The organism is Tabrizicola flagellatus (genome assembly GCF_008271465.1).
In the GTDB taxonomy this organism is placed as follows: domain Bacteria; phylum Pseudomonadota; class Alphaproteobacteria; order Rhodobacterales; family Rhodobacteraceae; genus Tabrizicola; species Tabrizicola flagellata.
In genome coordinates this window covers 453,627-477,430 of the sequence record NZ_VMDU01000001.1, presented here as the reverse complement: position 1 = coordinate 477,430, position 23,804 = coordinate 453,627, and the positions used below count along the sequence as shown (strand labels likewise).

Annotated in this window: 28 protein-coding genes; 17 read left to right on the top strand and 11 right to left on the bottom strand. The window is 66.9% G+C overall.

The annotated features are described in order from the left end of the window. Nucleotides 1-486 carry a CAP domain-containing protein gene (locus FL625_RS02315; RefSeq protein WP_160147716.1) on the bottom strand — a complete coding sequence of 162 codons (486 nt, stop codon included), beginning with the start codon at nucleotides 484-486 and terminating at the stop codon, nucleotides 1-3. 223 nt (nucleotides 487-709) lie between these two features. Here FL625_RS02315 and FL625_RS02310 point away from each other — a divergent pair, with 223 nt between their 5' ends. Beyond that, complete coding sequence (locus FL625_RS02310; RefSeq protein WP_149587006.1) at nucleotides 710-1,318, top strand: CDP-alcohol phosphatidyltransferase family protein; 609 nt, start codon at nucleotides 710-712, stop codon at nucleotides 1,316-1,318. On the opposite strand, the gene FL625_RS02305 is transcribed toward FL625_RS02310, so the two are convergent. Beyond that, complete coding sequence (locus tag FL625_RS02305) at nucleotides 1,315-2,481, bottom strand: FAD-binding domain-containing protein (protein ID WP_149587005.1); 1,167 nt, start codon at nucleotides 2,479-2,481, stop codon at nucleotides 1,315-1,317. The genes FL625_RS02310 and FL625_RS02305 overlap by 4 nt on opposite strands. A gap of 154 nt (nucleotides 2,482-2,635) precedes the next feature. On the opposite strand from FL625_RS02305, the gene FL625_RS02300 reads away from it, so the two are divergent. The 5 genes from FL625_RS02300 to FL625_RS02280 all read left to right on the top strand — a co-directional run bounded on the left by FL625_RS02300 (nucleotide 2,636) and on the right by FL625_RS02280 (nucleotide 6,099). After that, the gene (locus tag FL625_RS02300; RefSeq protein ID WP_149587004.1) at nucleotides 2,636-3,268 is read left to right on the top strand and encodes an ATP-dependent Clp protease proteolytic subunit; all 633 of its coding nucleotides are present in this window, start codon (nucleotides 2,636-2,638) and stop codon (nucleotides 3,266-3,268) included. Nucleotides 3,269-3,388: 120 nt separating this feature from the next. Further along, nucleotides 3,389-4,651 carry an ATP-dependent Clp protease ATP-binding subunit ClpX gene (gene clpX, locus FL625_RS02295; RefSeq protein ID WP_149587003.1) on the top strand — a complete coding sequence of 421 codons (1,263 nt, stop codon included), beginning with the start codon at nucleotides 3,389-3,391 and terminating at the stop codon, nucleotides 4,649-4,651. A gap of 154 nt (nucleotides 4,652-4,805) precedes the next feature. Beyond that, nucleotides 4,806-5,180, top strand: coding sequence for an NADH:ubiquinone oxidoreductase subunit NDUFA12 (locus FL625_RS02290; RefSeq protein WP_149587002.1), 375 nt, complete (start codon nucleotides 4,806-4,808; stop codon nucleotides 5,178-5,180). Further along, nucleotides 5,180-5,662 carry an outer membrane lipid asymmetry maintenance protein MlaD gene (mlaD, locus tag FL625_RS02285; RefSeq protein WP_149587001.1) on the top strand — a complete coding sequence of 161 codons (483 nt, stop codon included), beginning with the start codon at nucleotides 5,180-5,182 and terminating at the stop codon, nucleotides 5,660-5,662. The genes FL625_RS02290 and mlaD overlap by 1 nt, the downstream gene beginning before the upstream one ends. Then, on the top strand, nucleotides 5,659-6,099 hold the full coding sequence (locus FL625_RS02280) for a DUF2155 domain-containing protein (protein ID WP_149587000.1): 441 nt from the start codon (nucleotides 5,659-5,661) through the stop codon (nucleotides 6,097-6,099). Before mlaD ends, FL625_RS02280 begins: the two co-directional genes overlap by 4 nt. On the opposite strand, the gene aat is transcribed toward FL625_RS02280, so the two are convergent. The 3 genes from aat to accB all read right to left on the bottom strand — a co-directional run bounded on the left by aat (nucleotide 6,003) and on the right by accB (nucleotide 8,638). Next, a complete protein-coding gene (gene aat / locus FL625_RS02275) occupies nucleotides 6,003-6,698 on the bottom strand; it encodes a leucyl/phenylalanyl-tRNA--protein transferase (protein WP_149586999.1) in 696 nt (231 codons plus the stop codon). The genes FL625_RS02280 and aat overlap by 97 nt on opposite strands. Nucleotides 6,699-6,780: 82 nt before the next feature. Next, a complete protein-coding gene (accC, locus tag FL625_RS02270; protein WP_149586998.1) occupies nucleotides 6,781-8,127 on the bottom strand; it encodes an acetyl-CoA carboxylase biotin carboxylase subunit in 1,347 nt (448 codons plus the stop codon). A gap of 10 nt (nucleotides 8,128-8,137) precedes the next feature. Beyond that, nucleotides 8,138-8,638, bottom strand: coding sequence for an acetyl-CoA carboxylase biotin carboxyl carrier protein (accB, locus tag FL625_RS02265; RefSeq protein ID WP_149586997.1), 501 nt, complete (start codon nucleotides 8,636-8,638; stop codon nucleotides 8,138-8,140). A 251-nt stretch (nucleotides 8,639-8,889) separates the two neighbouring features. On the opposite strand from accB, the gene FL625_RS02260 reads away from it, so the two are divergent. The 3 genes from FL625_RS02260 to preA all read left to right on the top strand — a co-directional run bounded on the left by FL625_RS02260 (nucleotide 8,890) and on the right by preA (nucleotide 12,196). Continuing rightward, nucleotides 8,890-10,206: an NAD(P)-dependent oxidoreductase gene (locus FL625_RS02260; protein ID WP_149586996.1), complete on the top strand. Its 1,317-nt coding sequence runs from the start codon at nucleotides 8,890-8,892 to the stop codon at nucleotides 10,204-10,206. A 58-nt stretch (nucleotides 10,207-10,264) separates the two neighbouring features. Next, a complete protein-coding gene (locus FL625_RS02255) occupies nucleotides 10,265-10,819 on the top strand; it encodes a DedA family protein (protein ID WP_235019281.1) in 555 nt (184 codons plus the stop codon). 78 nt (nucleotides 10,820-10,897) lie between these two features. Then, nucleotides 10,898-12,196, top strand: a complete 1,299-nt coding sequence (gene preA, locus FL625_RS02250; RefSeq protein WP_149586995.1) for an NAD-dependent dihydropyrimidine dehydrogenase subunit PreA — start codon at nucleotides 10,898-10,900, stop codon at nucleotides 12,194-12,196. 51 nt (nucleotides 12,197-12,247) lie between these two features. Here the strand turns inward: preA and FL625_RS02245 are convergent, their stop codons facing one another. From FL625_RS02245 to FL625_RS02225, 5 genes are all read right to left on the bottom strand, one after another. Beyond that, the gene (locus FL625_RS02245; protein ID WP_435532690.1) at nucleotides 12,248-12,499 is read right to left on the bottom strand and encodes a hypothetical protein; all 252 of its coding nucleotides are present in this window, start codon (nucleotides 12,497-12,499) and stop codon (nucleotides 12,248-12,250) included. A gap of 74 nt (nucleotides 12,500-12,573) precedes the next feature. Beyond that, nucleotides 12,574-12,867 (bottom strand): hypothetical protein, encoded by a 294-nt coding sequence (locus FL625_RS02240; protein WP_149586993.1) that lies wholly within the window; start codon nucleotides 12,865-12,867, stop codon nucleotides 12,574-12,576. Between the two features lie 82 nt (nucleotides 12,868-12,949). Next, nucleotides 12,950-13,570 carry a TetR family transcriptional regulator C-terminal domain-containing protein gene (locus FL625_RS02235; RefSeq protein WP_149586992.1) on the bottom strand — a complete coding sequence of 207 codons (621 nt, stop codon included), beginning with the start codon at nucleotides 13,568-13,570 and terminating at the stop codon, nucleotides 12,950-12,952. A 79-nt stretch (nucleotides 13,571-13,649) separates the two neighbouring features. After that, the gene (locus FL625_RS02230; protein ID WP_149586991.1) at nucleotides 13,650-14,114 is read right to left on the bottom strand and encodes a heme-degrading domain-containing protein; all 465 of its coding nucleotides are present in this window, start codon (nucleotides 14,112-14,114) and stop codon (nucleotides 13,650-13,652) included. Between the two features lie 11 nt (nucleotides 14,115-14,125). Continuing rightward, on the bottom strand, nucleotides 14,126-14,773 hold the full coding sequence (locus FL625_RS02225; protein ID WP_149586990.1) for a TetR/AcrR family transcriptional regulator: 648 nt from the start codon (nucleotides 14,771-14,773) through the stop codon (nucleotides 14,126-14,128). Nucleotides 14,774-14,893: 120 nt separating this feature from the next. On the opposite strand from FL625_RS02225, the gene FL625_RS02220 reads away from it, so the two are divergent. Further along, nucleotides 14,894-16,144: a Zn-dependent hydrolase gene (locus FL625_RS02220; RefSeq protein ID WP_149586989.1), complete on the top strand. Its 1,251-nt coding sequence runs from the start codon at nucleotides 14,894-14,896 to the stop codon at nucleotides 16,142-16,144. 69 nt (nucleotides 16,145-16,213) lie between these two features. Then, nucleotides 16,214-17,668, top strand: coding sequence for a dihydropyrimidinase (gene hydA, locus FL625_RS02215; RefSeq protein WP_149586988.1), 1,455 nt, complete (start codon nucleotides 16,214-16,216; stop codon nucleotides 17,666-17,668). A gap of 401 nt (nucleotides 17,669-18,069) precedes the next feature. On the opposite strand, the gene FL625_RS18030 is transcribed toward hydA, so the two are convergent. Continuing rightward, nucleotides 18,070-18,210 (bottom strand): hypothetical protein, encoded by a 141-nt coding sequence (locus tag FL625_RS18030; protein WP_160147715.1) that lies wholly within the window; start codon nucleotides 18,208-18,210, stop codon nucleotides 18,070-18,072. 116 nt (nucleotides 18,211-18,326) lie between these two features. On the opposite strand from FL625_RS18030, the gene FL625_RS02210 reads away from it, so the two are divergent. The 6 genes from FL625_RS02210 (at nucleotide 18,327) to FL625_RS02185 (ending at nucleotide 23,792) form a co-directional block, all read left to right on the top strand. Further along, complete coding sequence (locus FL625_RS02210; RefSeq protein WP_149586987.1) at nucleotides 18,327-19,118, top strand: ABC transporter ATP-binding protein; 792 nt, start codon at nucleotides 18,327-18,329, stop codon at nucleotides 19,116-19,118. Nucleotides 19,119-19,197: 79 nt separating this feature from the next. Continuing rightward, on the top strand, nucleotides 19,198-19,608 hold the full coding sequence (locus FL625_RS02205; protein WP_149586986.1) for a hypothetical protein: 411 nt from the start codon (nucleotides 19,198-19,200) through the stop codon (nucleotides 19,606-19,608). A 67-nt stretch (nucleotides 19,609-19,675) separates the two neighbouring features. Continuing rightward, complete coding sequence (locus tag FL625_RS02200; protein ID WP_149586985.1) at nucleotides 19,676-20,542, top strand: ABC transporter permease; 867 nt, start codon at nucleotides 19,676-19,678, stop codon at nucleotides 20,540-20,542. Continuing rightward, the gene (locus FL625_RS02195; protein ID WP_149586984.1) at nucleotides 20,539-21,384 is read left to right on the top strand and encodes an ABC transporter permease; all 846 of its coding nucleotides are present in this window, start codon (nucleotides 20,539-20,541) and stop codon (nucleotides 21,382-21,384) included. Before FL625_RS02200 ends, FL625_RS02195 begins: the two co-directional genes overlap by 4 nt. A 36-nt stretch (nucleotides 21,385-21,420) precedes the next feature. Continuing rightward, nucleotides 21,421-22,401 carry an ABC transporter substrate-binding protein gene (locus FL625_RS02190; RefSeq protein WP_200833854.1) on the top strand — a complete coding sequence of 327 codons (981 nt, stop codon included), beginning with the start codon at nucleotides 21,421-21,423 and terminating at the stop codon, nucleotides 22,399-22,401. A gap of 113 nt (nucleotides 22,402-22,514) precedes the next feature. Continuing rightward, nucleotides 22,515-23,792, top strand: coding sequence for a helix-turn-helix transcriptional regulator (locus FL625_RS02185; protein ID WP_149586982.1), 1,278 nt, complete (start codon nucleotides 22,515-22,517; stop codon nucleotides 23,790-23,792). The last annotated feature ends 12 nt before the right edge of the window (nucleotides 23,793-23,804 follow it).

The window sequence follows — 23,804 nt, the reverse complement described above, 5'->3', positions numbered from 1 at the left end:
CTATTTCGAGGCGCCGACCACGATGATCCAGTGCAGCTTGTTGTCGGGCGCGGGGCTGAGGGCGATGCCGACCCCGACTTCGCGCGCCTTGCGCAACAGGATGTTGTCCTTGTGCTTGGGCGAGTTCATCCACCACTGCACCGCCCGCGCACCGCTGGCGAAGCCGCGGCCGGTGTTCTCGGCGGCAGTGCGGAAGGCATAGCCCGCGCGGCGCAGGCGCGTCTTGAGCGTGCCGCCATCCGAGGAGGTGTGGCTGATCGACCTGCGGCTTGCATTGTCGCAGGCATGGCCCTGGGCGGCCTTGTCGAGCTTGGCCGAGAGCGTCAGCGGCGACAGGCCGCGCGCCTTGCGTTCGGCGTTCAGGTGCGCCAGCAGCTCTGCCTGCATGGCCTGGGCATTGGCGGGAATCGAGCAGGACTGAGCGGCAGTTCCGAGGCAAAGCACGGCCGAGGCGGCAACCGCCGCCAGCTGCAGGCGCATCATCATGGCAACTCCCCGTAGAATGGCAGTCTTGTTGATCGTCGACCAGTTGGGCCGGAATCGGGCAGAAAGTGGCGTTATTGGTGAAATAGTCGAAAAACGCAGACCTGCGCACGCAACTTTGGCGTGCGCCAGCGGTCCGGCCGATGCCTTGGGCGGAAATCCGCGGAAAGTTGACTTCCCTGCCGTCCGGCTAGCGAGGATCATGCGGACGAATCGGGAGTGGGCCATGCTGGACGGCTTGATGCGCGGGGTGATCGACGCTCCCCTGAACGAGGGTGGCCGCTGGCTGGCGGCGCGCGGGGCCACGGCCAACGCAGTTACGCTGGCGGGCCTCGTGCTGGGGCTTGCAGCGGCTGGGCTGATCTCTGCCGGCGGGGCAGGGGCCGGGGTGGCGCTGGTGCTCATGGCCAGCCGGTTGGCCGATGGCCTTGACGGCGCGGTTGCCCGGGCGCGCGGCAAGAGCGATTTCGGCGGCTTTCTCGACATCGTGGCCGATTTCGCCTTCTACGGCGCGATCCCGCTGGCCTTCGTCCTGCGCGACCCGGCCGCGAACGGGGTCGCGGGGGCCTTCCTTCTGTTCAGCTTCTATGTCAACGCGGCGACCTTTCTGGGTTTTGCGGTGCTGGCCGAGCGGCAGGGCATGCAGACCCGCAGCCGGGGCGAGAAGTCGCTCTATTTCACCGCCGGCCTGATGGAAGGAACCGAGACGATCCTCTGTTTCCTGATCCTCGCGCTCTGGCCAGGCCTGTTCGTGCCTCTGGCGTGGACCTTCGGGGTCTTGTGCGTCGTCACCGCCGGGGCGCGGGTGGCGCTGGCGGCCCGGACCTTCCGCTAGCCCATCACCGCCTCGCGAAAGCGGAAGAACCCGTGCGTGGCCAGCGGCCAGGCGTGCCGGTCGTGATCGCGCAGGACACGGGTCAGGCCGATGCCCCGCCGTCCCGCCAGAGACGCGAGATCGGACAGGGCCGAGGCCACCGGGCCGGTCGGGGCATAGGGCGTGACGATCTGCGCTGCGCCCGCGCGCTCTGCCAGATCGACCAGCGCGGGGAGGGTCCGGCGGCCGAACCGGGGCGCGCCGGGATGGCCGAGACGGCCGAGGCTGTCGGCGATCGCCGCCTCGGTGAAGCGGTGGACGGGGTCGGCGACGGCCAGAGGCGACCGACCGGCAACGTCGCCGAGCGCCGCAACGGCCACGGGGCGCAGTCCGAGGTTCAGCAGGAACTCGGGACACAGGTCCTCTTCGGTTGCCAGGAGGAGCGAGGGCGCCGAGGCATCGAAGTGATCGCCCTGCGGGGCGGGACGGGGCGGCGGCAGGGGCGACATAGGCAGGGGCGGGGCCTCGGGGGCCAGGCCTTCGGGGCGGAAGCGGCCGTTCGTGTTGCGCCGGATGTTGTCGGCTGTGGCGAGATAGGTCTTGCCGGGCGTGTGCAGGCCCGCCACCCAGCGCCAGGACAGGGTGTTCGAGGCCGGGTCGCCGTCCAGGAGGTGGCGCAGGAAGAAATCGGCCCCCAGTTCCCAGGGCAGCCGCAGGGTGAAGATCCAGATCGAGGCGAACCACATCCGGGCGTGATTGTGCAGATAGCCGGTAGCCACCAGCTCGCGCGCCCAGTGGTCGAAGCAGTCGATGCCGGTGTCGCCCGTCATTGCCGCCTCTGCCCGCGCCGCGAGACCCGGTTCTGCCGCCAGCCGGTTCAGGCCCGCCGCCAGGCCCTGCCGGTAGGCCGTCCAGAGCCCCGGCCGCAGCTCCAGCCAGCCCTTCCAGTAGGTGCGCCACCAGATCTCGGCCAGGAACTTCTCGGCCCCCTGCGGATGCGCGCGCAGGGTGGCGTCGATGACTTCCTCCTCGGTCACGAGGCGATGGCGCAGCCAGGGCGAGAGGGTGGAGACATGCGGATGACCGGGCAGATCGAGGTTGCGCAGCGCCGCATAGTCGCGGCCCGCCCGGGGCAGGAAGTCGGCCAGGCGCGCCAGGCCCGCGGCTCGTGTCGGCGTGAACATGCACCGGGTCTAGGCCGCCGCGCGCGGCTTTCAAGGCGCGGAACCCCTGCGGCAAAAGCGCAGGACGTGCCCTTGCAGCCCCCGTGTCACCCCACTAAGACTCTGGCAATACATTCGACGATATTCCTCGAGCGACTGAAAGAGGCAGGCCCCGATGCGCGATCCCGTTGAGCACTACATGAACACGCTGGTCCCCATGGTCGTCGAACAGACGAGCCGGGGCGAACGCGCCTACGACATCTTCAGCCGCCTGTTGAAGGAACGGATCATCTTCCTCGGCGGCCCGGTGCATGACGGCATGTCCAGCCTGATCTGCGCCCAGCTTCTGTTCCTGGAATCGGAAAACCCCTCCAAGGAAATCAGCATGTACATCAACAGCCCAGGCGGCGTGGTGACCGCGGGCCTGTCGATCTACGACACGATGCAGTACATCCGGCCGAAGGTTTCCACGCTGGTGATCGGGCAGGCGGCCTCGATGGGCTCGCTGCTGCTGACGGCCGGGGAAAAGGGCATGCGCTTCAGCCTGCCGAACAGCCGGATCATGGTGCACCAGCCCTCGGGCGGCTACCAGGGCCAGGCGACCGACATCATGATCCATGCGCAGGAAACGCTGAAACTGAAGCGCCGGTTGAACGAAATCTACGTCAAGCACACCGGCAACGACTACGACACCGTCGAGGCGGCGCTGGAGCGCGACAACTTCATGTCGGCCGAGGATGCGAAGGCCTGGGGCCTGATCGACCAGATCCTCGAAAGCCGCGGAAAGGCCGACGATACGTCGAAATGACGCCCACATTCCCGCCGAGTTTCCCGGCGGGTTTTTCGGATTGTGGAGCCTGGGGGAAGGCCCTAAACTTCCCCCGAGGCACCGGCCCGGCGAAGCGGGTCAAAGCTCAGAGGACTGCGGATGGCGAACAACACCGGCGGCGACAGCAAGAACACCCTCTACTGCTCGTTCTGCGGCAAGAGCCAGCATGAGGTGCGCAAGCTGATCGCGGGTCCCACGGTCTTCATCTGCGACGAATGCGTCGAGCTGTGCATGGACATCATCCGCGAGGAGACCAAGACCACGGGTCTGAAATCCTCGGACGGCGTGCCCACCCCGCGCGAGATCTGCAAGGTGCTGGACGACTACGTGATCGGCCAGGTCCACGCCAAGCGCGTGCTGTCGGTGGCAGTGCACAACCACTACAAGCGGCTGAACCATTCCTCGAAGAACGACATCGAACTGTCGAAGTCGAACATCCTGTTGATCGGCCCCACCGGCTGCGGCAAGACGCTGCTCGCGCAGACGCTGGCGCGCATCCTGGACGTGCCCTTCACCATGGCGGACGCCACGACGCTGACCGAGGCCGGCTATGTCGGCGAGGATGTGGAGAACATCATCCTCAAGCTCTTGCAGGCCAGCGAATACAATGTCGAACGCGCGCAACGCGGGATCGTCTACATCGACGAGGTGGACAAGATCACCCGCAAGTCCGACAACCCCTCGATCACCCGCGACGTGTCCGGGGAGGGCGTGCAGCAGGCGCTTCTGAAGATCATGGAAGGCACCGTGGCCTCCGTCCCGCCGCAGGGCGGGCGCAAGCATCCGCAGCAGGAATTCCTGCAGGTGGACACGACGAACATCCTCTTCATCTGCGGCGGCGCCTTCGCGGGCCTGGAAAAGATCATCGCCCAGCGCAACAAGGGGTCGGGCATCGGCTTCGGCGCCGAGGTCAAGAGCCCGGACGAACGCAGCGTCGGCGACCTGTTCAAGGAACTGGAACCCGAGGATCTGCTCAAGTTCGGCCTGATCCCGGAATTCGTCGGCCGCCTGCCGGTCATCGCCACGCTGACCGACCTCGACGAGGCCGCGCTGGTGACCATCCTGACCGAGCCGAAGAACGCTCTGGTCAAGCAGTATCAGCGCCTGTTCGAGATCGAGGGGGTCAAGCTGACCTTCACCCCCGACGCCCTGACGGCCATCGCCAAGCGCGCGATCAAGCGCAAGACCGGGGCGCGTGGCCTGCGCTCGATCATGGAGGACATCCTTCTCGACACCATGTTCGAGCTTCCCGGCATGGACGGGGTCGAGGAAGTGGTGGTGAAGGAAGAGGCGGTGAACGCCGGCGCCAAGCCGATGCTGGTGTACACCGAGACGAAGAAGAAGGAACCGGTCAAGGCCTGATCCGGCTCTTGCGATGCGGAAGGCGGGCCTCATGCCCGCCTTTTTTCATGGCTCGACCGGCAGCGAAGCACCCGTGGTGCGGGACCTGCCGCTTGACCCTAGACCTCGCCCCGGCTTTCCGCCATATGGGGGGAAACGAAGACGGAGTCCGCCCATGTACTTCCTCAAGCGCCTGCTGACCTGGTGGAACAGCCAGACCATCGGCACCCAGCTTTTCACCAGCCGCAAGGGCGTGAAGGTGGGCGAGGACGAGGCGGGGAATGTCTTCTACCAGACCCGTGACGGCAAGCGGCGCTGGGTGATCTACAATGGCGAGATGGAGGCAAGCCGCATCTCGCCCGACTGGCACGGCTGGCTGCACCACACCTGGGACGAGCCGCCGACCAAGGCACCCCTGCGCCACAAGCCCTGGGAAAAGCCGCATCAGGAGAACCTGACCGGCACCGAGGCTGCCTATGTGCCGCCTGGCTCGATCCGTCGTGCCGAGCCGGTCGCAAGGGCCGACTACGAGGCGTGGCAGCCCGAGTGATGGCCTACGAACGCGCCGAGATCCTGGCCGGAGCCGCCGTGCTTGCGGTTGCCTTGGGGTTTGCCGTCTATGCCGCGCGGGGTGCGGGGGTCGGTGCCGCGCCTGACAGCTATCCGCTGACGGCCAGTTTCCGGTCGGCCGAAGGCGTGCGCGTCGGCACCGACGTGCGGCTGGCCGGCGTCAAGGTCGGGACGGTGACCGACCTGCGGCTCAACCCCGAGACCTATTTCGCCGATGCCACCATCTCGATGCGCAAGGACGTGGCGGTTCCGGTCGATTCGACGATCCTGGTCGCCTCCGAAGGCCTCCTTGGCGGCACCTTCGTCGAAGTCCAGCCCGGCGGCGCGCTGGAGATGCTGGAACCCGGCGGCGAGATCGAGGATACCCAGGGCGCGGTCAGCCTGATCACGCTCCTGATGAAGTTCGCCTCCGGGGGCGGCAGCGGGGACGAGGCCCCGGCAGACGAGGCTCCTGCACCATGAGGGCGCTGCTTGCGGCACTCGTTCTTGTCCTGGCGTTGCCGGTCGTGGCGCAGGAAACTGGACAACCCGCAGGCCCGGAGTTCACCGAGTCCGAAGGGGCGTCGCTGCGCTTTCTGGACAAGCTGACCAGTTCGACAGGCGACGTCACCTTGTCGCGTGGCCAGACGGCCAAGTTCGGCCGGCTGATCGTCCGGCTGGACAGCTGCCGCTATCCGACCGGCAACCCGGCCTCGGAAGCCGAGGCGCACCTGACGATCCTGGAAGAGACGACCGAGACGCCGCTCTTCACCGGCTGGATGCTGGCCTCGTCCCCGGCGCTGTCGGCGCTGGACCATCCGCGCTATGACGTCTGGGTGCTGGGCTGCATCCTGCCTGGAGGCTCGGTGCCCGAGATCGCGCCCGAGGCGGATGCAACCTCGGACGGCGAGGGCGAATAGCCCTCGGGCGCGAACACGGCGCGTTGCGCAAGGGCGTCGCTCAGCCGGCGATGATAGTCGGCGCGCGTGATCTCGACCGCGCCGAGGCTTGCCAGGTGCGGTGTCAGGAACTGGGTGTCGAAGAGCCGGAAGCCGCCGGCCCGCAGCCGGTGCACCGCATGGGCCAGCGCCACCTTCGAGGCATCGGTCACGTGCGAGAACATGCTTTCGCCGAAGAAGGCCGCCCCCAGCGTCACGCCATAGACCCCGCCGACCAGCGCCGTGCCCTCGCGCACCTCGATGCTGTGGGCAAAGCCCAGCCGGTGCAGGTCGAGGTACAGGGCCTGGATGCGACGGCTGATCCAGGTTTCGCCTCGCGCGGCGCAGGCCTCGACCACCGCGTCGAAATCCTCGTCCACCGTCACCCGGAACCGGCCAGAGCGGATGCGTTTGGCCAGCGAGCGCGATATATGGAAGCCCTCCAGCGGGATCACACCCCGAAGCCGGGGATCGACCCAGTGGATCTCGGGGTCGTCGCGACCGTCGGACATCGGGAAGATGCCCATCGCATAGGCGCGCAGGAGGATGTCCGGGGTGATCTCGTCGGCGGGCACGGACATCGCAAAATCCTTCGGAGGATTTTGCAAAAGTTTACGGAAACTTTTGCGGTGAGGCGCCCGTTGCCGGGGCGCCCCGTTCAGATCAAGAGAACTGCTTTTCCAGCCACTTTTCCAGCCAGTGGATGTTGTAGTCGCCGTTCTGGATGTCGGGCTCGGCCAGAAGCATGTGGAACAGCGGGATCGAGGTGTCGATGCCGTCGATGATCAGCTCTCCCAGCGCGCGGCGGAGGCGGGCCAGCGCCTCGGGCCGGTCGCGGCCATGCACGATCAGCTTGCCGATCAGGCTGTCGTAATAGGGCGGGATCCGGTAGCCGTCGTAGATCGCCGAATCCATCCGCACGCCCAGACCGCCCGGGGCATGGAACTGGGTGATCCGGCCGGGGCAGGGGGAAAAGCCGGGGATCTTCTCGGCATTGATCCGCACCTCGATCGCGTGGCCGTTGATCTCGAGCTCCTCCTGCGAGAAGGACAGGCCGAGGCCCGAGGCGACGCGGATCTGTTCGCGCACGAGGTCCACGCCGAAGATCGCCTCGGTCACCGGATGTTCGACCTGAAGCCGGGTGTTCATCTCGATGAAGTAGAACTTGCCGTCTTCGTACAGGAACTCGATCGTGCCCGCGCCGATGTATTTCAGCTTCTTCATCGCATTGGCGCAGATCGTGCCGATCTCCGACCGCAGCTTCGGCGTGATGACGGGGCCGGGGGCCTCTTCGAACACCTTCTGGTGGCGGCGTTGCAGCGAACAGTCGCGTTCGCCCAGATGCACCGCGCCGCCCTTGCCGTCCCCGAAGACCTGGATCTCGATGTGACGCGGGCGCTGGAGGTATTTCTCCATGTAGACTTCGTCGTTGCCGAAGGCGGCCTTGGCCTCGGACCGCGCGGTGCGGAAGGCGATCTCCAGCTCGGAGGCGTCCTTCGCGACCTTCATGCCGCGCCCGCCGCCGCCGGCGGTGGCCTTGATGATGACCGGATAGCCGATCTCGGCAGCGACCTTCTTCGCCGTCTCGAAATCCGGCACGCCGCCGTCCGATCCGGGCACCACGGGGATGCCCAACTCCTTCGCGGTTTCCTTGGCGGTGATCTTGTCGCCCATGATGCGGATATGTTCCGCGTTCGGGCCGATGAAGGTGATGCCGTGATCCTCCAGCGCCTGGGCGAAGCTGGCGTTTTCCGAAAGGAACCCGTAGCCCGGATGCACCGCCTGCGCGCCGGTGATCTCGCAGGCCGAGATGATCGCGGCCTTGTTCAGGTAGCTGGCCGAGGACGGCGCCGGCCCGATGCAGACGCTTTCGTCGGCCATGCGGACGTGCATCGCGTCGGTGTCGGCGGTGGAATGGACGGCCACCGACTTGATCCCCATTTCGCGGGCGGCCCGGATCACGCGCAGCGCGATCTCCCCCCGGTTGGCGATCAGGATCTTGTCAAACATCGGCCCGCCCTTATTCGATGATCATCAGGGGGGCGCCGTATTCGACCGGGTGGCCATCCTCGACCAGGATGCGCTTCACCGTGCCCGCGCGCGGGGCGGGGATGTGGTTCATCGTCTTCATCGCCTCGATGATGAGGACGGTCTGGCCTTCGGCCACCTGGGCGCCGACGGTCACGAAGGGGGCGGCGCCGGGTTCGGGGGCGAGATAGACCGTGCCGACCATGGGCGAGGTCACGGCGCCCGGATGCTGGGCCGGATCCTCGTTGGCCGGGGCCGCCGCGGGGGCGGTCGGAGCCGCTGCCGTCGCGGCAGGCGCGGGCGCGGCATGGACCACCGGGGCCGGAGCGGCGGCAACCGTCACCACGTTGGCCTGCTTGACGACGCGCACTTCCAGGCTGTCGTCCTCGCCATACTCCCGCTTCACCGACAGTTCGGTCAGGTCGTTCTTGTTCAGAAGCTCGGCCAGGGCCGAGATGAATGCGACGTCGGAGTCGGTGTTCTGCTTGCTCATCGGGTCCTCTGTTCTTCTCTGCCCTGGGCGCGTGCGGCTTGGGCCCGCAGCCCGCCGCAGTCTGGTATTCGGCGCTTATACGCGAGCCCATGGGGGCTGAAAAGCCGCGAAAGCGCCCAAGAGACAGGCAATGCCGATCCGACCGGTGTCATCGTGTCGAAAATCGTTCATTCCGGAAAATTTACCGTTTGATAAAAAAATCGACCTGTGCCAGCCTGAGACCAATCATAAGCCAGGGAGGCCCCCAGCCCATGTCGAACAGCCCGCTGACGCCCGGCATCGTTCCGGGTCGCCTGCCAGCCGAAGCCTACGCCCGCAACTTCGCCGACCACGAGCCTGCGCTCGACCGGCACGAGGCGCGTGTGGCGGCGGACCGCTGCTACTTCTGCCATGATGCGCCCTGCATCACGGCCTGCCCGACCTCGATCGACATTCCGCTCTTCATCCGCCAGATCGCGACCGGCACGCCCGAGGCGGCGGCGACGACGATCTGGAGCCAGAACATCCTGGGCGGCATCTGCGCCCGGGTCTGCCCGACCGAGACGCTTTGCGAAGAGGCCTGCGTCCGTGAGGCGGCCGAGGGCAAGCCGGTGGAGATCGGCCGGCTGCAACGCTATGCGACCGATGTGGCGATGGCCAAAGGTCTGCATCCCTTCACGCGCGGCACGCCGACCGGCAAGCGGGTGGCGGTGGTGGGTGCGGGGCCGGCGGGTCTGGCCTGCGCGCACCGGCTGGCGATGCATGGTCATGACGTGGTGATCTATGAACGCCGCCCCAAGGCGGGGGGCCTGAACGAATACGGCATCGCCAGCTACAAGGCGACGAATGGTTTCGCGCAGAAGGAGGTGGACTGGCTACTGTCCATCGGCGGAATCGAGCTGCGCTGCGGAGTGGAACTCGGCCGCGACGTGACGCTGGCCGAGCTGGAGGCCGGGTATGACGCGGTGTTCCTCGGCATCGGTCTGGCCGGGGTGAACGCGCTCCGCGCCGCTGGCGAGGACAAGGCCGGTGTGCGCGACGCGGTGGATTTCATCGCCGAATTGCGCCAGACCGCCGATCTGTCCACCCTGCCCATCGGCCGCGACGTGGTGGTGATCGGCGGCGGCATGACGGCGGTCGATGCGGCGGTGCAGTCCAAGCTTCTGGGCGCCGAGACCGTGACCATCGTCTATCGCCGCGGGCAGGAGAAGATGTCCGCCTCGGCCTACGAACAGGAACATGCCACCAGCGCCGGCGTGCGGATCATCTGCAACGCGATGCCGGTGGCGATCCACGGCAACGGCGCGGTGCGCGAGGTGGAATTCGCCTATACGCAGGAGACGCCCGAGGGCCTGAAATCCACTGGCGAGACCTTCCGGCTGAAGGCCGACCAGGTGTTCAAGGCCATCGGCCAGACGCTGGCCGGCGCGCCCGAGGGGCTGGCGGTGCAGGGCGGCAAGCTTGCCGGGCACCAGGGCAAGGTCTGGGCGGGCGGTGACTGTGCCGCGGGTGGCGAAGACCTGACGGTGACCGCCGTCGCCGAGGGGCGCGATGCCGCCGAGGCGATCCACAAGCACCTGATGGCCTGACCGATGGCAGGCGGTTGCACATTCGCTCTGGCCCGGCTAGGCGGATGGCCTGGCCGGGATGTGGGTGGCGAACGTGGACGGATGGATCGAGGCGACGCTCGCCTTCGTACGGGAGAACCGGGACTGGGCCTTCTGGATCGCCCTGGTCTTCGCCTTCGGCGAGAACCTCGCCTTCCTGTCCATCGCCATTCCCTCGACGGCGATCCTGCTGGGGGTCGGCGCCTTCGTGGCCAGCGGAGAGCTGTCGCTGTTCCCGATCTGGGCCGGCGCCTCGATCGGGGCGCTGATCGGCTCGATTGCCTCCTACGCGATCGGTTGGTATTTCGGCGGGCCGATCCTGTCGCTCTGGCCGTTCCGCAACCATCCCGACGCCGTGGAGAAGGGCAATGCCGCCTTCCGGCGCTGGGGGATCTGGGCGGTCATGATCGGGCATTTCTTCGGCCCCTTGCGCGCGGTCGTCTTCGTGATGGCCGGGATCGCGCGGATGTCGGTGCCGTGCTTCATGGTGGTCAACTTCATCGGCTGTCTCGCCTGGGCCTATGTCACGCCGCTGTTCGGCGAGGTGGCGGGCCACGCCATCGGCTGGATCTGGTCGCTGTTCACCGGCGCCTGAGCCGGACCTTCACAACAACAATCCTCGGCATCGCCCGCCCCATGGCGGCGGCTGCCGCATGTCAGGGAGAGGTGCATCATGGCTAACCTGTCGTCCGAATTCGTCGGCATCAAGTCTCCGAACCCGTTCTGGCTGGCCTCGGCGCCGCCGACGGACAAGCAATACAATGTCGAGCGCGCCTTCGAGGCCGGCTGGGGCGGCGTCGTGTGGAAGACGCTCGGCGCCGAGGGGCCTCCGGTCGTGAACGTCAACGGGCCGCGCTATGGCGCGATCTGGGGCGCGGACCGGCGGCTTCTCGGGCTCAACAACATCGAGCTGATCACCGACCGGCCGCTGGAGGTGAACCTGCGCGAGATCAAGGCGGTCAAGCGCAAATGGCGCGACCGCGCGCTGGTCATCAGCCTGATGGTGCCCTGCGACGAGGAGTCCTGGAAGGACATCCTGCACCGGATCGAGGACACCGAGGCCGACGGGGTTGAGTTGAACTTCGGCTGCCCGCACGGGATGGCCGAACGCGGCATGGGCTCGGCCGTGGGGCAGGTGCCGGAATACATCGAGATGGTGACGCGCTGGGTCAAGCAACACAGCCGCATGCCCTGCATCGTCAAGCTGACGCCGAACATCACCGACATCCGCAAGCCGGCTGAGGCGGCCAAGCGCGGCGGGGCGGATGCCGTCAGTCTCATCAACACGATCAACTCGATCACATCGGTCAACCTGGACAACTTCAGCCCCGAGCCCTCGATCGACGGCAAGGGCACGCACGGCGGATACTGCGGCCCGGCCGTCAAGCCCATCGCGCTGAACATGGTGGCCGAGATCGCCCGCAACCCGGAAACCCGCGGCCTGCCGATCAGCGGCATCGGCGGCGTCACCACCTGGCGCGACGCGGCCGAGTTCCTGGCCCTGGGCGCGGGCAACGTGCAGGTCTGCACCGCGGCGATGACCTATGGCTTCAAGATCGTGCAGGAGATGATCTCGGGCCTGTCGCAGTATCTGGACGACAAGCAGATCGGCCTCAGCGACCTGGTCGGCCGCGCGGTGCCGAATGTCACCGACTGGCAGTATCTGAACCTGAACTACGTCACCAAGGCCCATATCGACCAGGATGCCTGCATCAAGTGCGGCCGCTGCTATGCCGCCTGCGAGGACACCAGCCACCAGGCCATCGCCATGTCTGCGGACCGGACCTTCACCGTGAAGGACGAGGAATGCGTGGCCTGCAATCTCTGCGTCAACGTCTGCCCGGTGGACAACTGCATCACCATGGTGCCGCTGGCCAAGGGGGCGGTCGATCCGCGGACGGGCGTGAAGGTCGGCGATTACGCGAACTGGACCACGCACCCGAACAACCCGAGCGTGCAGGCCGCCGAATAGGTCCTGGACGACCCAAGAATTTTCGTCGAAAATTCTTGGGTTCCCTGCGGCTCAGCAGAGGATCCGGATCTGACCCTGGTTGCAGATCACGATGTACTGGCCGCCGCATTCCACCAGATGGAAGCCGCGACGGCGGACTTCCGCAACAAAGCGCGCGCGGCCGACTTCGCGCTCCACGTCCCGGATCGACCGGCGGACGACCCCGCCGGTCGCCGCCGCCTTGGCAGAGAAGACGTGATCGAGCCAGGGCAGGGTGGCAGCGGGAGAGGAGGCTTGCAACATGGCCCGAGCTTCGACCCACAAGGTTAAGGCGAAGTGAACGGCCCATCGTGGCGCAAGAATTTTCGGCGAAAATTCTTGCGGTCCGGCCGGTCGGCTCAGGGCAGGGGCAGGGGGCTGATACCGGCAGCGATGCTCGCCTTTATGTAGGCGTCCCGCGCGGCCTCTGCGGCGGCGGCAGCAGTGGCTTCGGCCGAAGCCCGGCTCAGCAGAAGCTGCGGGTCTGTCCCCCGTTCGGCCGGAGCCTGGGTCACGGACCCGACCCTCTGGGGCGGTGCGACCGCAGCCGTCCCGTCAACGGGTGCCGACCGGTCGGCGCGCGTCGGGGCGGGGGGATGAAGGGGCGCCTCTGCCACTGGAAGCGGCGCACGGATGCTGGTGATCATGGCCATCGCTCGCCCTCCTTTCGGTCAAAAGAGCAAGCGGATCTTAACCCGAAATCAACACCTGCTCAGCCGGATTGTCCTTAAGACTTTAGGGATCGGGCTTGAGCAGACGGGTGAAGAGCGTGTCGAGGAACCCGCCCGCCTCCGCGAAGGGATCGTGGCCGGGGCCGAGGACGGCGCGCACCTGCACGTCGAAATCGGCATAGTGCTGGGTCAGGGCCCAGACCGAGAAGATCAGATGCACCGGATCGACCCGGGCGATGCGGCCTTCCTCCATCCAGCGGGTCAGCACGGCGGCCTTGTCGGTGACCAGCGCCCTCAGGTCGCCCTCGATGGCCTCGCGCATGCGCGGGGCGCCTTGCAGGATCTCGCCCGCGAAAAGCCGGCTTTCGCGCGGGTAGTCGCGCGCGAGGTCAAGCTTGCGGCGGACATAGGCGAGGATTTCCGCCAGCGGGTCGCCGGCCGGATCCATGGCGCGCAACGGATCCAGCCAGGTGTCCAGCAGCCCGGTCAGCAGCGCCTTGTGCACCGCCTCCTTCGAGGGGAAGTAGTAGAGCAGATTGGGCTTCGACAGACCGGCGACTTCGGCGATCTGGTCGAGCGTCGCCCCCCGGAACCCGTGCGCCGAGAACACCTCCAGCGCGGCGTCGAGGATGACCTCGCGGTTCCTCTGCTGGATGCGGGAGCGGGGGCGTGCGGTGGCAGACATGGGAACCGGAACAAGGGGATGGACACATCGGGAATAGCGCAGCCCGAGGCGAGAGGTCAAACCGGCTGCAACAGGGGGGTCAGCCCGTGCCCGCGCCGTCGAGCATCGCGCGCAGGCCGCGGACGACCAGCCGGTGATCCTCGACCTGCGGCAGGCCCGAGACGGTGGCCACCGCCACCACGCCGACCCCGGCCACCCGGATCGGCACCGCGCCGCCCGCCTCGGCATGATCCTCGGCCGAAAGCCCGTGCCGGGCCAGCGTCTCGTCCCTGGCCGCCAGCCGGCGCCCGACCAGAAGCGAGGGCAGCTGGAACTTCAGCGCCGTGTTCGACTTGCGCCGCGCCCAGAGGTCGTTCAGCGGCGCCGAGCCCGGCAGGGCGGCATGGAAGAGTGTCCGGTCCCCGGTGCGGATGTCGATGACCACCGGCAGATCCTCGGCCAGGGCCAGATCCACGAGGATCTGTCCCAGCCGCAGCGCCGACAACTCGTCGAAGGCGGGCAGGGCGAGCGTGGCATATTCGGCCTCGAGTTCGGTCAGGTCCATCTCCGCCCCCCTCAGATCGCCCCGATCCCGCGCAGGACCATGTCCTTCACGCTGGCTTTGGCCTCTTTCCACTGCGCCTCGCTCAGCGGCCGGCCCCCGTTCAGCGTCTGGATCTGGTGCCCGAAATCCGCGTAGTGCTGGGTCGTGGCCCAGAGCAGGTAAAGAAGATGCCGCGGGTTTACCGGACGCATCTTGCCTTCGTCGATCCAGCGCTGGATGACCGCGATCCGGCCCTCGGTCCAGTCGCGCAGCGTCGTTTCCAGATAGTCCTGGATCACCGGCGCGCCGTGCATCACTTCGCTCGCCCAGACCTTCGACCCATGCGGATGGCGGCGCGAGATGTCCATCTTGGCGTCGATATAGGCGCCGATCCCTTCAACCGGGCCGGGCGCGTCGTCGAAGCTGGCGGCAGCATCGAGCCAGATCTCGAAGATCTGCTGCACCACGCGGCGATAAAGGTCCTCCTTGGTGGCGAAGTAGTAGTGCAGGTTCGCCTTGGGCAGCCCCGCCATGTCGGCGATCAGCTGCATGGTGGCCCCCCCGAAACCGGCTTCGGCAAAGACCTTCTCGGCCGCCTCCAGGATCGCGCGTTCGTTCTCGCGCCGGATATCCGTGCGACGTCCCGGTTTGAGGCGTGAAATCTGGGCGTCGCCGCTCATCGCTCTCCGGTTTCTTGTTGACCGAATGGTCAGGTTGTGGTCGCCTTCACCTTGACCATACGGTCAGGAAATGAGTCGCGGCAAGGGGCAGGATGGCCCCGCGCGAACAGGGAGCGTCAGATGCCAGCAACCGGGGACAACCTGCGGATCAATTCCGAACGGCTGTGGGACAGCCTGATGGAGATGGCCAAGATCGGCCCGGGCGTCGCGGGCGGCAACAACCGCCAGACCCTGACCGATGCCGACAGCGAGGGGCGCCACCTGTTCGCGTCCTGGTGCAAGGCCGCGGGCATGACGATGGGCGTCGATACCATGGGCAACATGTTCGCGACGCGGGCGGGGACGGACCCGGATGCACTGCCGGTCTACATGGGCTCGCACCTCGACACCCAGCCCACGGGGGGCAAGTATGACGGCGTGCTCGGGGTTCTCGGCGCGCTGGAAGTCGTGCGCACGCTGAACGACATGGGGGTCAAGACCCGCCGTCCGATCGTGGTGACGAACTGGACCAACGAGGAAGGCACGCGGTTCGCGCCCGCCATGCTGGCCTCGGGCGTCTTTGCGGGGATGCACACGCAGGACTATGCCTATGCGCGCCGCGATGCCGAGGGGAAGGCCTTCGGCGACGAGTTGAAGCGCATCGGCTGGGTCGGCGACGAACCCGTGGGCGCGCGGAAGATGCATGCGATGCTGGAGCTGCACATCGAACAGGGCCCGATCCTCGAGGCCGAGGGCAAGGATATCGGCGTCGTGACCCATGGGCAGGGCCTGTGGTGGTTGCAGATCACGCTGACGGGGCGCGAGGCGCATACCGGATCGACTCCGATGCACATGCGGGTCAACGCCGGGCTGGGGATGGCGCGGATCACCGAGCGCGTCCACCAGATCGCCATGAGCCACCAGCCGAACGCGGTGGGGGCGGTGGGCCAGTGCAACGTCTACCCGAACTCGCGCAACGTGATCCCGGGGAAATGCGTGTTCACCGTGGATATCCGGTCGCCCGAACAAGCGAAGCTGGATGCGATGAAGGCCGAAGTCATCCGCGCCGCCCATGCGGTGGCGAAAGAACTGGGCCTCGGCTGCGAGATCGAGGACGTGGGCCATTTCGACCCGGTCACCTTTGATCCGGGCCTCGTGAAGATCGTCCGGCAATCCGCTGAGAAACTTGGCTATTCCCACATGGACATCGTCTCTGGCGCCGGCCACGACGCCTGCTGGATCAACCGCGTCGCCCCCACGGTGATGGTGATGTGCCCCTGCGTGGACGGGCTTTCCCACAACGAGGCCGAGGAGATCAGCCCGGAATGGGCCGCGGCGGGGACGGATGTGCTCCTCCACGCCTGCCTCGAGGTGGCGGAGGTCGTCTCCTGATGGCAGGCCCCGGGGCGCTGCCCCGGACCCCGGGATATTTTTGGACAGATGAAATCTGGGAGAGGTTCGATGGCTTCGACGGTGATCAAGGGGGGAACGGTCGTAACGGCGGACCTGACCTATCTGGCTGACGTCAAGGTTGAAGGCGGCGTGATCGTCGAGATCGGGCAGGGTCTGAAAGGTGACAGGGTGCTGGACGCGACCGGCTGTTATGTCATGCCCGGCGGCATCGACCCGCATACGCATCTGGAGATGCCCTTCATGGGCACCTACTCGGCGGATGATTTCGAGAGCGGCACCCGGGCGGCGCTGTCGGGCGGGACGACGATGGTCGTTGACTTCATCCTGCCGGGCCAGGGCCAGGACCTGATGGATGCGGCCAAGGTCTGGTCGAACAAGTCCACCCGCGCGACCTGCGACTACTCCTATCACATGGCCGTCACCTGGTGGGGCGAGAAGGTCTGGCAGGGGATCGAGGACTCGGCCAAGGCGGGCATCACCAGCTTCAAGCACTTCATGGCCTACAAGGGCGCCTTGATGGTGAACGACGACGAGTTGTTCAACAGCTTCCGCCGGGTGGGGGATGTGGGCGGCCTGGCGATGGTCCATGCCGAGAACGGCGATGTGGTGGCCGAACTGACGGCGAAGCTGCTGAAAGAGGGCAACACCGGCCCCGAGGGCCACGCCTATTCCCGCCCGCCGCAGGTGGAGGGTGAGGCCACCAACCGCGCCATCATGATCGCCGACATGGCCGGGGTGCCGCTGTATGTGGTTCACGTATCTTGCGAGGACGCGCATGAGGCGATCCGGCGCGCGCGGGCGGCGGGCAAGCGCGTCTGGGGGGAGCCGCTGATCCAGCACCTGACCCTTGATGAGTCCGAATACTTCCACCCGGATTGGGACCACGCCGCCCGGCGGGTGATGAGCCCGCCCTTCCGCAACAAGCAGCATCAGGACAGCCTCTGGGCGGGCCTCATGTCCGGCAGCCTGTCGGTAGTGGCGACCGACCATTGCAGCTTTACCACGGAACAGAAACGCTATGGCCTCGGTGACTTCTCCAAGATCCCGAACGGGACGGGGGGGCTGGAGGACCGGATGCCGATGCTCTGGACCCACGGGGTGAACACCGGGCGGCTGACGCCGAATGAATTTGTCGCCGTAACCTCAACCAATATCGCGAAAATCCTGAACTGCTACCCGAAGAAGGGCGCGGTTCTGGTGGGGGCGGACGCGGACCTGGTGGTCTGGGACCCGGAGAAGACGAAGACCATTACCGCGGGCAAGCAGCAGTCGAAGATCGACTACAACGTCTTCGAGGGCCACATCGTGAAGGGCCTGCCGCGCTTTACCCTGACCCGCGGCCATATCGCGATCCACGATGGCGAGGTGCGCACCCAGGAAGGCCACGGCAAGTTCGTCGCCCGCGAGCCGCGCCCGGCGATCAACCGTGCGCTGACCCAGTGGAAGGACCTGACCGCGCCCCGGCCCGTGGAGCGGACGGGCATCCCGGCGACGGGAGTGTAGGCAAGATCAGATCAATGGAAGAACAGTGGAAGATATCAGATGATGGTTAAACTTCGCGCCGGCGTCCTGTCTGTCGTTGTCGCAGGTCTGGCAGGATGCTCCATGACGCTTCCGGTCAAAGGACAGATGGCATCCGGGGGCGAGACCTTTACCGGAACTGCGACTGGATACTCTGACGGAGGCGGGACACTTACCATCGTATCCAACAGGGGGAGGACCTGTTCCGGGAACTTTGTCTATGTTACCAGCCGCAACGGGGAAGGTGTGTTTCAGTGCAGTGACGGTCAGTCCGGGCCGTTCACCTTTGTATCGACAGGCGTTCGTGGCACTGGCACGGGTGAAATCGGAGGCAGGCTATTTACGTTCACCTTCGGTTGATCCGAAGGTGAACATGCCTTGGACTATGGCTCCCCTTGTTCGCTTTCCTCCTCGTCACCAGGCGACGGAGTGAAGGCGATCACCGGGGAGTCGAAATAGACCTCCTCCAGGTCCTCGGGCTCGGGCGCGAAGGCGAGGGTCGTCTGCGGGGTGGTGAAAAGCATGGCGGTCCTCCTTTCGACCCCAAGATGGGGACCGGAGCGCAGGGTCGCACCGCGAGGCAACGGGAATGTGAAGGCCCGGGAGCGGATTCGCGGCCGATGAGGGAAGGGATGAGGGCGTGAAGGATACTGTCAGCCAACCGGTGATCGAGGCCAAGGGGCTGAACCTTGTCTTCCAGACGGCGGACGGGCCGGTCCAGGCGCTGAAGGATGTCAACCTGACGATCAACCAGGGCGATTTCGTCAGCTTCATCGGGCCGTCGGGTTGCGGCAAGACCACCTTCCTGCGCTGCATCGCGGCGCTGGAACATCCCACGGGCGGCACGCTGATCGTGAACGGGATGACGCCCGACGAGGCACGGCAGAAGCGCGCCTATGGCTATGTCTTCCAGGCGGCGGGGCTTTATCCCTGGCGGACAATCGCCGGCAACATCCGTCTGCCGCTGGAGATCATGGGCTTTCCGAAGGCCGAGCAGGACCAGCGGATCGAACGGGTGCTGGAACTGGTGGAGCTGAAGGGCTTCGGCAAGAAGTTCCCCTGGCAGTTGTCGGGGGGTATGCAGCAGCGCGCCTCGATCGCGCGGGCGCTGGCTTTCGATGCTGACATCCTCTTGATGGACGAACCCTTCGGCGCGCTGGATGAAATCGTCCGCGACCGGCTGAACGAGGAAGTGCTGAAGCTCTGGGCGCGCACCGGCAAGACCATCGGCTTCGTCACCCATTCGATCCCCGAGGCGGTCTATCTTTCCACCAAGATCGTGGTCATGTCGCCGCGTCCGGGCCGGATCACCGATGTCATCGACTCGCCCTTGCCGAAGGAGCGTCCGCTCGACATCCGCGACAGTCGCGAGTTCATCGAGATCGCCCACCGCGTGCGCGAGGGGCTGCGGGCGGGGCATCATGATGACTAGGGGCTCGGGCACAGGTCTGGGGCCGGTCCCTTCGGAGGCTCGGAAAGGCATTCCGGCGGGGACACAGGGGTGAACATGCATGTCACGATCCCCGTCCTCAAGACCGTCCCAGCCTGCGATACTGCCTCCGCCGGGGCGGGGCGCGGCATGGGCGCAGTTCCTGAAATGGGCGGTCGGCGTGCCGGTGGTGGTCGCCGGGGCGCTTGGTGCGATCTGGCTGGCCTTCTGGGCTGCGGGCAGTGCCGGCCTGATGCTGCGCACCGAGCTGAAGATCGGCGAGATCCTGATGTGGCTGGGCCTCATCGCGCTGCTCTATCCGGTCGCGCTTGTGGTCCTGGTCTGGGATCTGATCGACGGGCTGCGGGCTGCCCGCGCCTGGGAGGCCTTGCCGCCGGAGGCGCAGGCGCAGGCCATGGCTGCCGCCGATGCGGAGATCGCTGCGGCCGCGGAAAAGCCCCGGCGGTCGCGCAGGAAAGGAAAGGTGCAATGAGCAGAGGCTGGCACGATCCGCTGCCTCGGGGTCTGGCGGGACATGGCAGGTGGCAGGAGGGCCGGCCATGAGCCGTGCGCTTCCCGTCGTGACCGTCCTCGCCGGTATCGTGGCGATCTGGTATGCGGCCGCCGTCTGGATGAACGCGACCTGGGCCTTCGACCAGGCAGAGCGGGCCGGGCAGACCGTGACGTGGGCCGAGGTGATCCCGCAGACCATGGACCAGGCCCGGCCGCTCCTGCCGCCACCACACCAGGTCGGGGCCGAGCTCTGGAAGGGGCTGTTCGGCCAGGCAGTGACCTCGAAGCGCAGCCTCGTCTACCACGCTTTCGTGACGTTCAAGGGCACGATGACGGGCTTCGGCCTGGGGATCGTCGTGGGCGTCCTCCTCGCCGTTGCCATCGTCCGGTTCCGGGTGATGGACATGTCGGTCATGCCCTGGGCGATCATCAGCCAGACCATTCCCATCGTGGCCCTTGCCCCCATGATCATCACGCTGTCGAGCCAGCTGGGCCTGACCGGACGCGACATTCCCAAGGCGGTGATCGCGGCCTACCTGTCCTTCTTCCCGGTCCTCGTCAGCATGGTGAAGGGGTTGCGCAGTCCCGACCAGATGCAGCTCGACCTCCTCAGGACCTATGGCGCCAGCGATGCGCAGACCTTCCTGAAGCTGCGGCTGCCGGCCTCGATGCCCTACTTCTTCGCTTCGCTGAAGGTGGCCGTCGCGGCCTCGCTCGTGGGGACGATCGTGGGGGAGCTGCCGACCGGGGCCATCGAGGGCCTGGGCGCGCGCATGCTGATCGGGTCGCAGTTCGGCGAGCCGCTGATCATGTGGGCGAGCCTTTTCGCGGCAGCGATCCTGGCGGGGATCCTGATCCTGGTGGTGGGCCTGATCGAACGGATTGCCGGGAGGCGCATGGGGGTGCGGGCATGACGGCGCTGTGGCTGGCAATTACGGTGTGGCTCGCCGCTTGGGCGCTGAACGTCCGGCTGGCGGGAAGCGGGATCGCGCAGACCCGCCTGGGCAGGATCCTGGTGCCGCTGATCTTCGGTGTCACGGTCCTGGTGCTCTGGGAGGGGTTGGTGCGCGGCCTGAACGTCGCCCCGGTGATCCTGCCCGCCCCCAGCGCCATCGCCGCGAAGATCGCGACCTCGCTGCCGGTCCTGTGGCAGGACTTCGCGCAGACGATCCTAAAGGGGGCGATCCCGGGCTTCCTGATCGGCGCCGGCGCGGCCTTCCTGACCGCCATCGCCGTCGATCGCAGCCCCTTCCTGCAGCGCGGCCTGCTGCCGATCGGCAATTTCGTCGCCGCGCTGCCCATCGTCGGCCTCGCGCCGATCCTGGTGATGTGGTTCGGCTTCGACTGGCAGTCGAAGGCGGCGGTCGTGGTGGTGATGGTGTTCTTCCCGCTTCTGGTGAACATCGTTGCGGGCCTTCAGGCCTCGGACCGCATGCAGCGCGACCTGATGGCGACCTGGGGCGCCTCCTACTGGCAGAGCCTTCTCAAGCTGCGCCTGCCCGCGGCGATGCCCTTCGTCTTCAACGGGCTGAAAATTGCATCGACTCTGGCGCTGATCGGGGCCATCGTTGCCGAGTTTTTCGGCAGCCCGGTCTATGGCATGGGGTTCCGCATCTCGACCGAGGTGGGCCGGCTTGGCCTCGACATGGTCTGGGCCGAGATTGCGGTGGCGGCATTGGCGGGGTCGGTTCTGTATGGGCTGATTTCGCTGATCGAACGGTGGGTGACCTTCTGGCATCCGTCGCAACGGCATTAACAAGGCCCGGAAGGGGCCCAACATGGGAGTACGATGATGAAGAAGCTACTGATGGCGGCAGCCATGGCAGCGATGGCCTCGGGGGCCAGCGCCGAGGATGTGAAGCTGCAACTCAAATGGGTCACGCAGGCCCAGTTCGCGGGTTACTATGTGGCCAAGGACAAGGGGTTCTACGAGGAAGAGGGTCTTAACGTCACCATCCTGCCGGGCGGCCCGGACATCGCGCCGACGCAGGTCATCGCCGGGGGCGGGGCCGATGTGGTGGTGGAATGGATGCCGGCGGCGCTTGCCGCGCGGGAAAAGGGCCTGCCGCTGGTGAACATCGCCCAGCCCTTCAAGTCCTCGGGCATGATGCTGACCTGCCTGAAGGAAACCGGGATCAAGGAGCCCAAGGATTTCGCAGACAAGACGCTGGGCGTCTGGTTCTTCGGCAACGAATACCCCTTCCTGTCGTGGATGAGCCAGCTCGGCTTCAAGACCGACGGCAGCCCCGGCGGCGTTACGGTGCTGAAGCAGGGTTTCAACGTGGACCCCTTGCTGCAGAAGCAGGCCGCGTGCATCTCGACCATGACCTACAACGAATACTGGCAGGTGATCGACGCCGGGATCAGCCCGGACGACCTGATCACCTTCAAGTATGAGGATCAGGGCGTCGCCACGCTCGAGGACGGTCTCTATGCGCTCGAGGACCGCCTGGCCGATCCGGCCTTCGCCGAAACCATGGTCAAGTTCGTCCGGGCCAGCATGAAGGGCTGGAAATATGCCGAGGAGAACCCGGACGAAGCCGCGATGATCGTGCTGGAGAACGACCAGACCGGCGCCCAGACCGAGGCCCACCAGAAGCGCATGATGGGCGAGGTGGCCAAGCTGACCGCCGGCTCGAACGGCGCGCTCGATCCGGCCGACTATGAACGCACGGTGGCCACGCTGTTGGCCGGCGGGTCCGACCCGGTGATCTCGAAGGCGCCGGAAGGGGCCTGGACCCATGCGATCACCGACAAGGCGCTGGCGAACTGATCCAGCGCGCAGCAACGTGAACCATGGCGCCGTCCTTCGGGGCGGCGCCTTTCCGTCTTGCGGGCTTGTAAAGCTTCACTGCGCTTGTAAACCTTCGGCCGGGGGAGGGTCCGATGCCACTGTCTGCCCTGACCGGCACCAAGCTGCGCGACCTGCGTCTGGCCCAGGGGATGCGCCAGGCCGAGGTGGCCCAGCGGGCCGGAATCTCGGCCAGCTACCTCAACCTCATCGAACACAACCGCCGCAAGATCACGCCCGAGGTGATGGAGCGGCTGGCCGATGCCTTGCAGATCGACCGCGCGGCGCTGGCCGAGGGACGCAACGCGGCGCTGGTCGAAGACCTGCGCTCCGCCGCCGCCCGCAGCGGGACGATGGCCGAGGTCGAGCGGGTGGAGGAGTTCGTGGACCGTTTTCCGGGCTGGGCCGGTCTTCTGGCGACGCTCGATGCAAGGACCCTGGCGCTGGAGCGCGCGGTCGAGGCGCTGAACGACCGGATGAGCCACGACCCGCACCTTTCGGCCTCGCTGCACGAGCTGCTCTCCTCGCTGTCGGCGGTCCGGGCCACGGCCGCGATCCTGGCCGAGACGCCGGACCTCGACGCCGACTGGGCCGCCCGGTTCCACCGCAACCTGCATCAGGACAGTGAGCGTCTTGCGGCGGGCGCAGAGGCGCTGGTTGGGTTCCTCGACGCGCGGCAGGGAATCGAGGAACAGGGTATCGCCGCCCCGCAGGAAGAGGTGGAGGACTGGCTGCGCAGCCGTGGCTGGCGCATTGCCGACGCCGAACTTGCCGCGGGGCTTGAGGCCGAGGTGGCCGGGCTCGCCTCTTCGGCCGCGCGCAGTCTGGCCGGCGGGTTCCTCGCGCGCGCGCGTTCGGACGCCGAGGTCCTGCCCGAATCCGCGCTTGCTGCGGGCCTGGCGGCGCTCGGCCCCGATCCGCTCCTGCTGTCTGACCGGCTTGGCGTCTCGCCCCTCGTGGTGATGCGCCGGCTGGCCGGTATGGCGGACCTGCAAGCCGGCCTCGTCACCTGCGACGGCTCGGGCACGCTGACCTTTCGCAAGCCGACGACCGGGTTCCCCTTGCCGCGCTTCGGCGCCGCCTGTCCGCTCTGGCCGCTCTACGCGGCGCTTGGCCGGCCCGGGCAGCCCTTCGAGGCGCGGGTGCAGATGGCCGGGCAGGGCGAGCGGCGCCATCGCGTCGTCGCCTGGGCCGAGACGCGGCATCCGAGGGGCCTGCGCGGTCCCGAACTGCGCGAGGCGGCGATGCTGATCCTGCCCGACGAGGGTGAGGGGCCGGTGCTGCCCATCGGGTCGAGCTGCCGGGTCTGCGTGCGCGGCGACTGCCCGGCCCGGCGCGAGCCCTCGATCCTTCCGGTCGAGGGCCTGGCCTGACCCGCTCCACCT

Bases quoted from the DNA above. Each gene is read 5' to 3' on its own strand.
- FL625_RS02315 (WP_160147716.1), bottom strand. From the start codon at position 486: ATGATGATGCGCCTGCAGCTGGCGGCGGTTGCCGCCTCGGCCGTGCTT.
- FL625_RS02310 (WP_149587006.1), top strand. From the start codon at position 710: ATGCTGGACGGCTTGATGCGCGGGGTGATCGACGCTCCCCTGAACGAG.
- FL625_RS02305 (WP_149587005.1), bottom strand. From the start codon at position 2,481: ATGTTCACGCCGACACGAGCCGCGGGCCTGGCGCGCCTGGCCGACTTC.
- FL625_RS02300 (WP_149587004.1), top strand. From the start codon at position 2,636: ATGCGCGATCCCGTTGAGCACTACATGAACACGCTGGTCCCCATGGTC.
- clpX (WP_149587003.1), top strand. From the start codon at position 3,389: ATGGCGAACAACACCGGCGGCGACAGCAAGAACACCCTCTACTGCTCG.
- FL625_RS02290 (WP_149587002.1), top strand. From the start codon at position 4,806: ATGTACTTCCTCAAGCGCCTGCTGACCTGGTGGAACAGCCAGACCATC.
- mlaD (WP_149587001.1), top strand. From the start codon at position 5,180: ATGGCCTACGAACGCGCCGAGATCCTGGCCGGAGCCGCCGTGCTTGCG.
- FL625_RS02280 (WP_149587000.1), top strand. From the start codon at position 5,659: ATGAGGGCGCTGCTTGCGGCACTCGTTCTTGTCCTGGCGTTGCCGGTC.
- aat (WP_149586999.1), bottom strand. From the start codon at position 6,698: ATGTCCGTGCCCGCCGACGAGATCACCCCGGACATCCTCCTGCGCGCC.
- accC (WP_149586998.1), bottom strand. From the start codon at position 8,127: ATGTTTGACAAGATCCTGATCGCCAACCGGGGGGAGATCGCGCTGCGC.
- accB (WP_149586997.1), bottom strand. From the start codon at position 8,638: ATGAGCAAGCAGAACACCGACTCCGACGTCGCATTCATCTCGGCCCTG.
- FL625_RS02260 (WP_149586996.1), top strand. From the start codon at position 8,890: ATGTCGAACAGCCCGCTGACGCCCGGCATCGTTCCGGGTCGCCTGCCA.
- FL625_RS02255 (WP_235019281.1), top strand. From the start codon at position 10,265: ATGTGGGTGGCGAACGTGGACGGATGGATCGAGGCGACGCTCGCCTTC.
- preA (WP_149586995.1), top strand. From the start codon at position 10,898: ATGGCTAACCTGTCGTCCGAATTCGTCGGCATCAAGTCTCCGAACCCG.
- FL625_RS02240 (WP_149586993.1), bottom strand. From the start codon at position 12,867: ATGGCCATGATCACCAGCATCCGTGCGCCGCTTCCAGTGGCAGAGGCG.
- FL625_RS02235 (WP_149586992.1), bottom strand. From the start codon at position 13,570: ATGTCTGCCACCGCACGCCCCCGCTCCCGCATCCAGCAGAGGAACCGC.
- FL625_RS02230 (WP_149586991.1), bottom strand. From the start codon at position 14,114: ATGGACCTGACCGAACTCGAGGCCGAATATGCCACGCTCGCCCTGCCC.
- FL625_RS02225 (WP_149586990.1), bottom strand. From the start codon at position 14,773: ATGAGCGGCGACGCCCAGATTTCACGCCTCAAACCGGGACGTCGCACG.
- FL625_RS02220 (WP_149586989.1), top strand. From the start codon at position 14,894: ATGCCAGCAACCGGGGACAACCTGCGGATCAATTCCGAACGGCTGTGG.
- hydA (WP_149586988.1), top strand. From the start codon at position 16,214: ATGGCTTCGACGGTGATCAAGGGGGGAACGGTCGTAACGGCGGACCTG.
- FL625_RS18030 (WP_160147715.1), bottom strand. From the start codon at position 18,210: ATGCTTTTCACCACCCCGCAGACGACCCTCGCCTTCGCGCCCGAGCCC.
- FL625_RS02205 (WP_149586986.1), top strand. From the start codon at position 19,198: ATGTCACGATCCCCGTCCTCAAGACCGTCCCAGCCTGCGATACTGCCT.
- FL625_RS02200 (WP_149586985.1), top strand. From the start codon at position 19,676: ATGAGCCGTGCGCTTCCCGTCGTGACCGTCCTCGCCGGTATCGTGGCG.
- FL625_RS02195 (WP_149586984.1), top strand. From the start codon at position 20,539: ATGACGGCGCTGTGGCTGGCAATTACGGTGTGGCTCGCCGCTTGGGCG.
- FL625_RS02190 (WP_200833854.1), top strand. From the start codon at position 21,421: ATGAAGAAGCTACTGATGGCGGCAGCCATGGCAGCGATGGCCTCGGGG.
- FL625_RS02185 (WP_149586982.1), top strand. From the start codon at position 22,515: ATGCCACTGTCTGCCCTGACCGGCACCAAGCTGCGCGACCTGCGTCTG.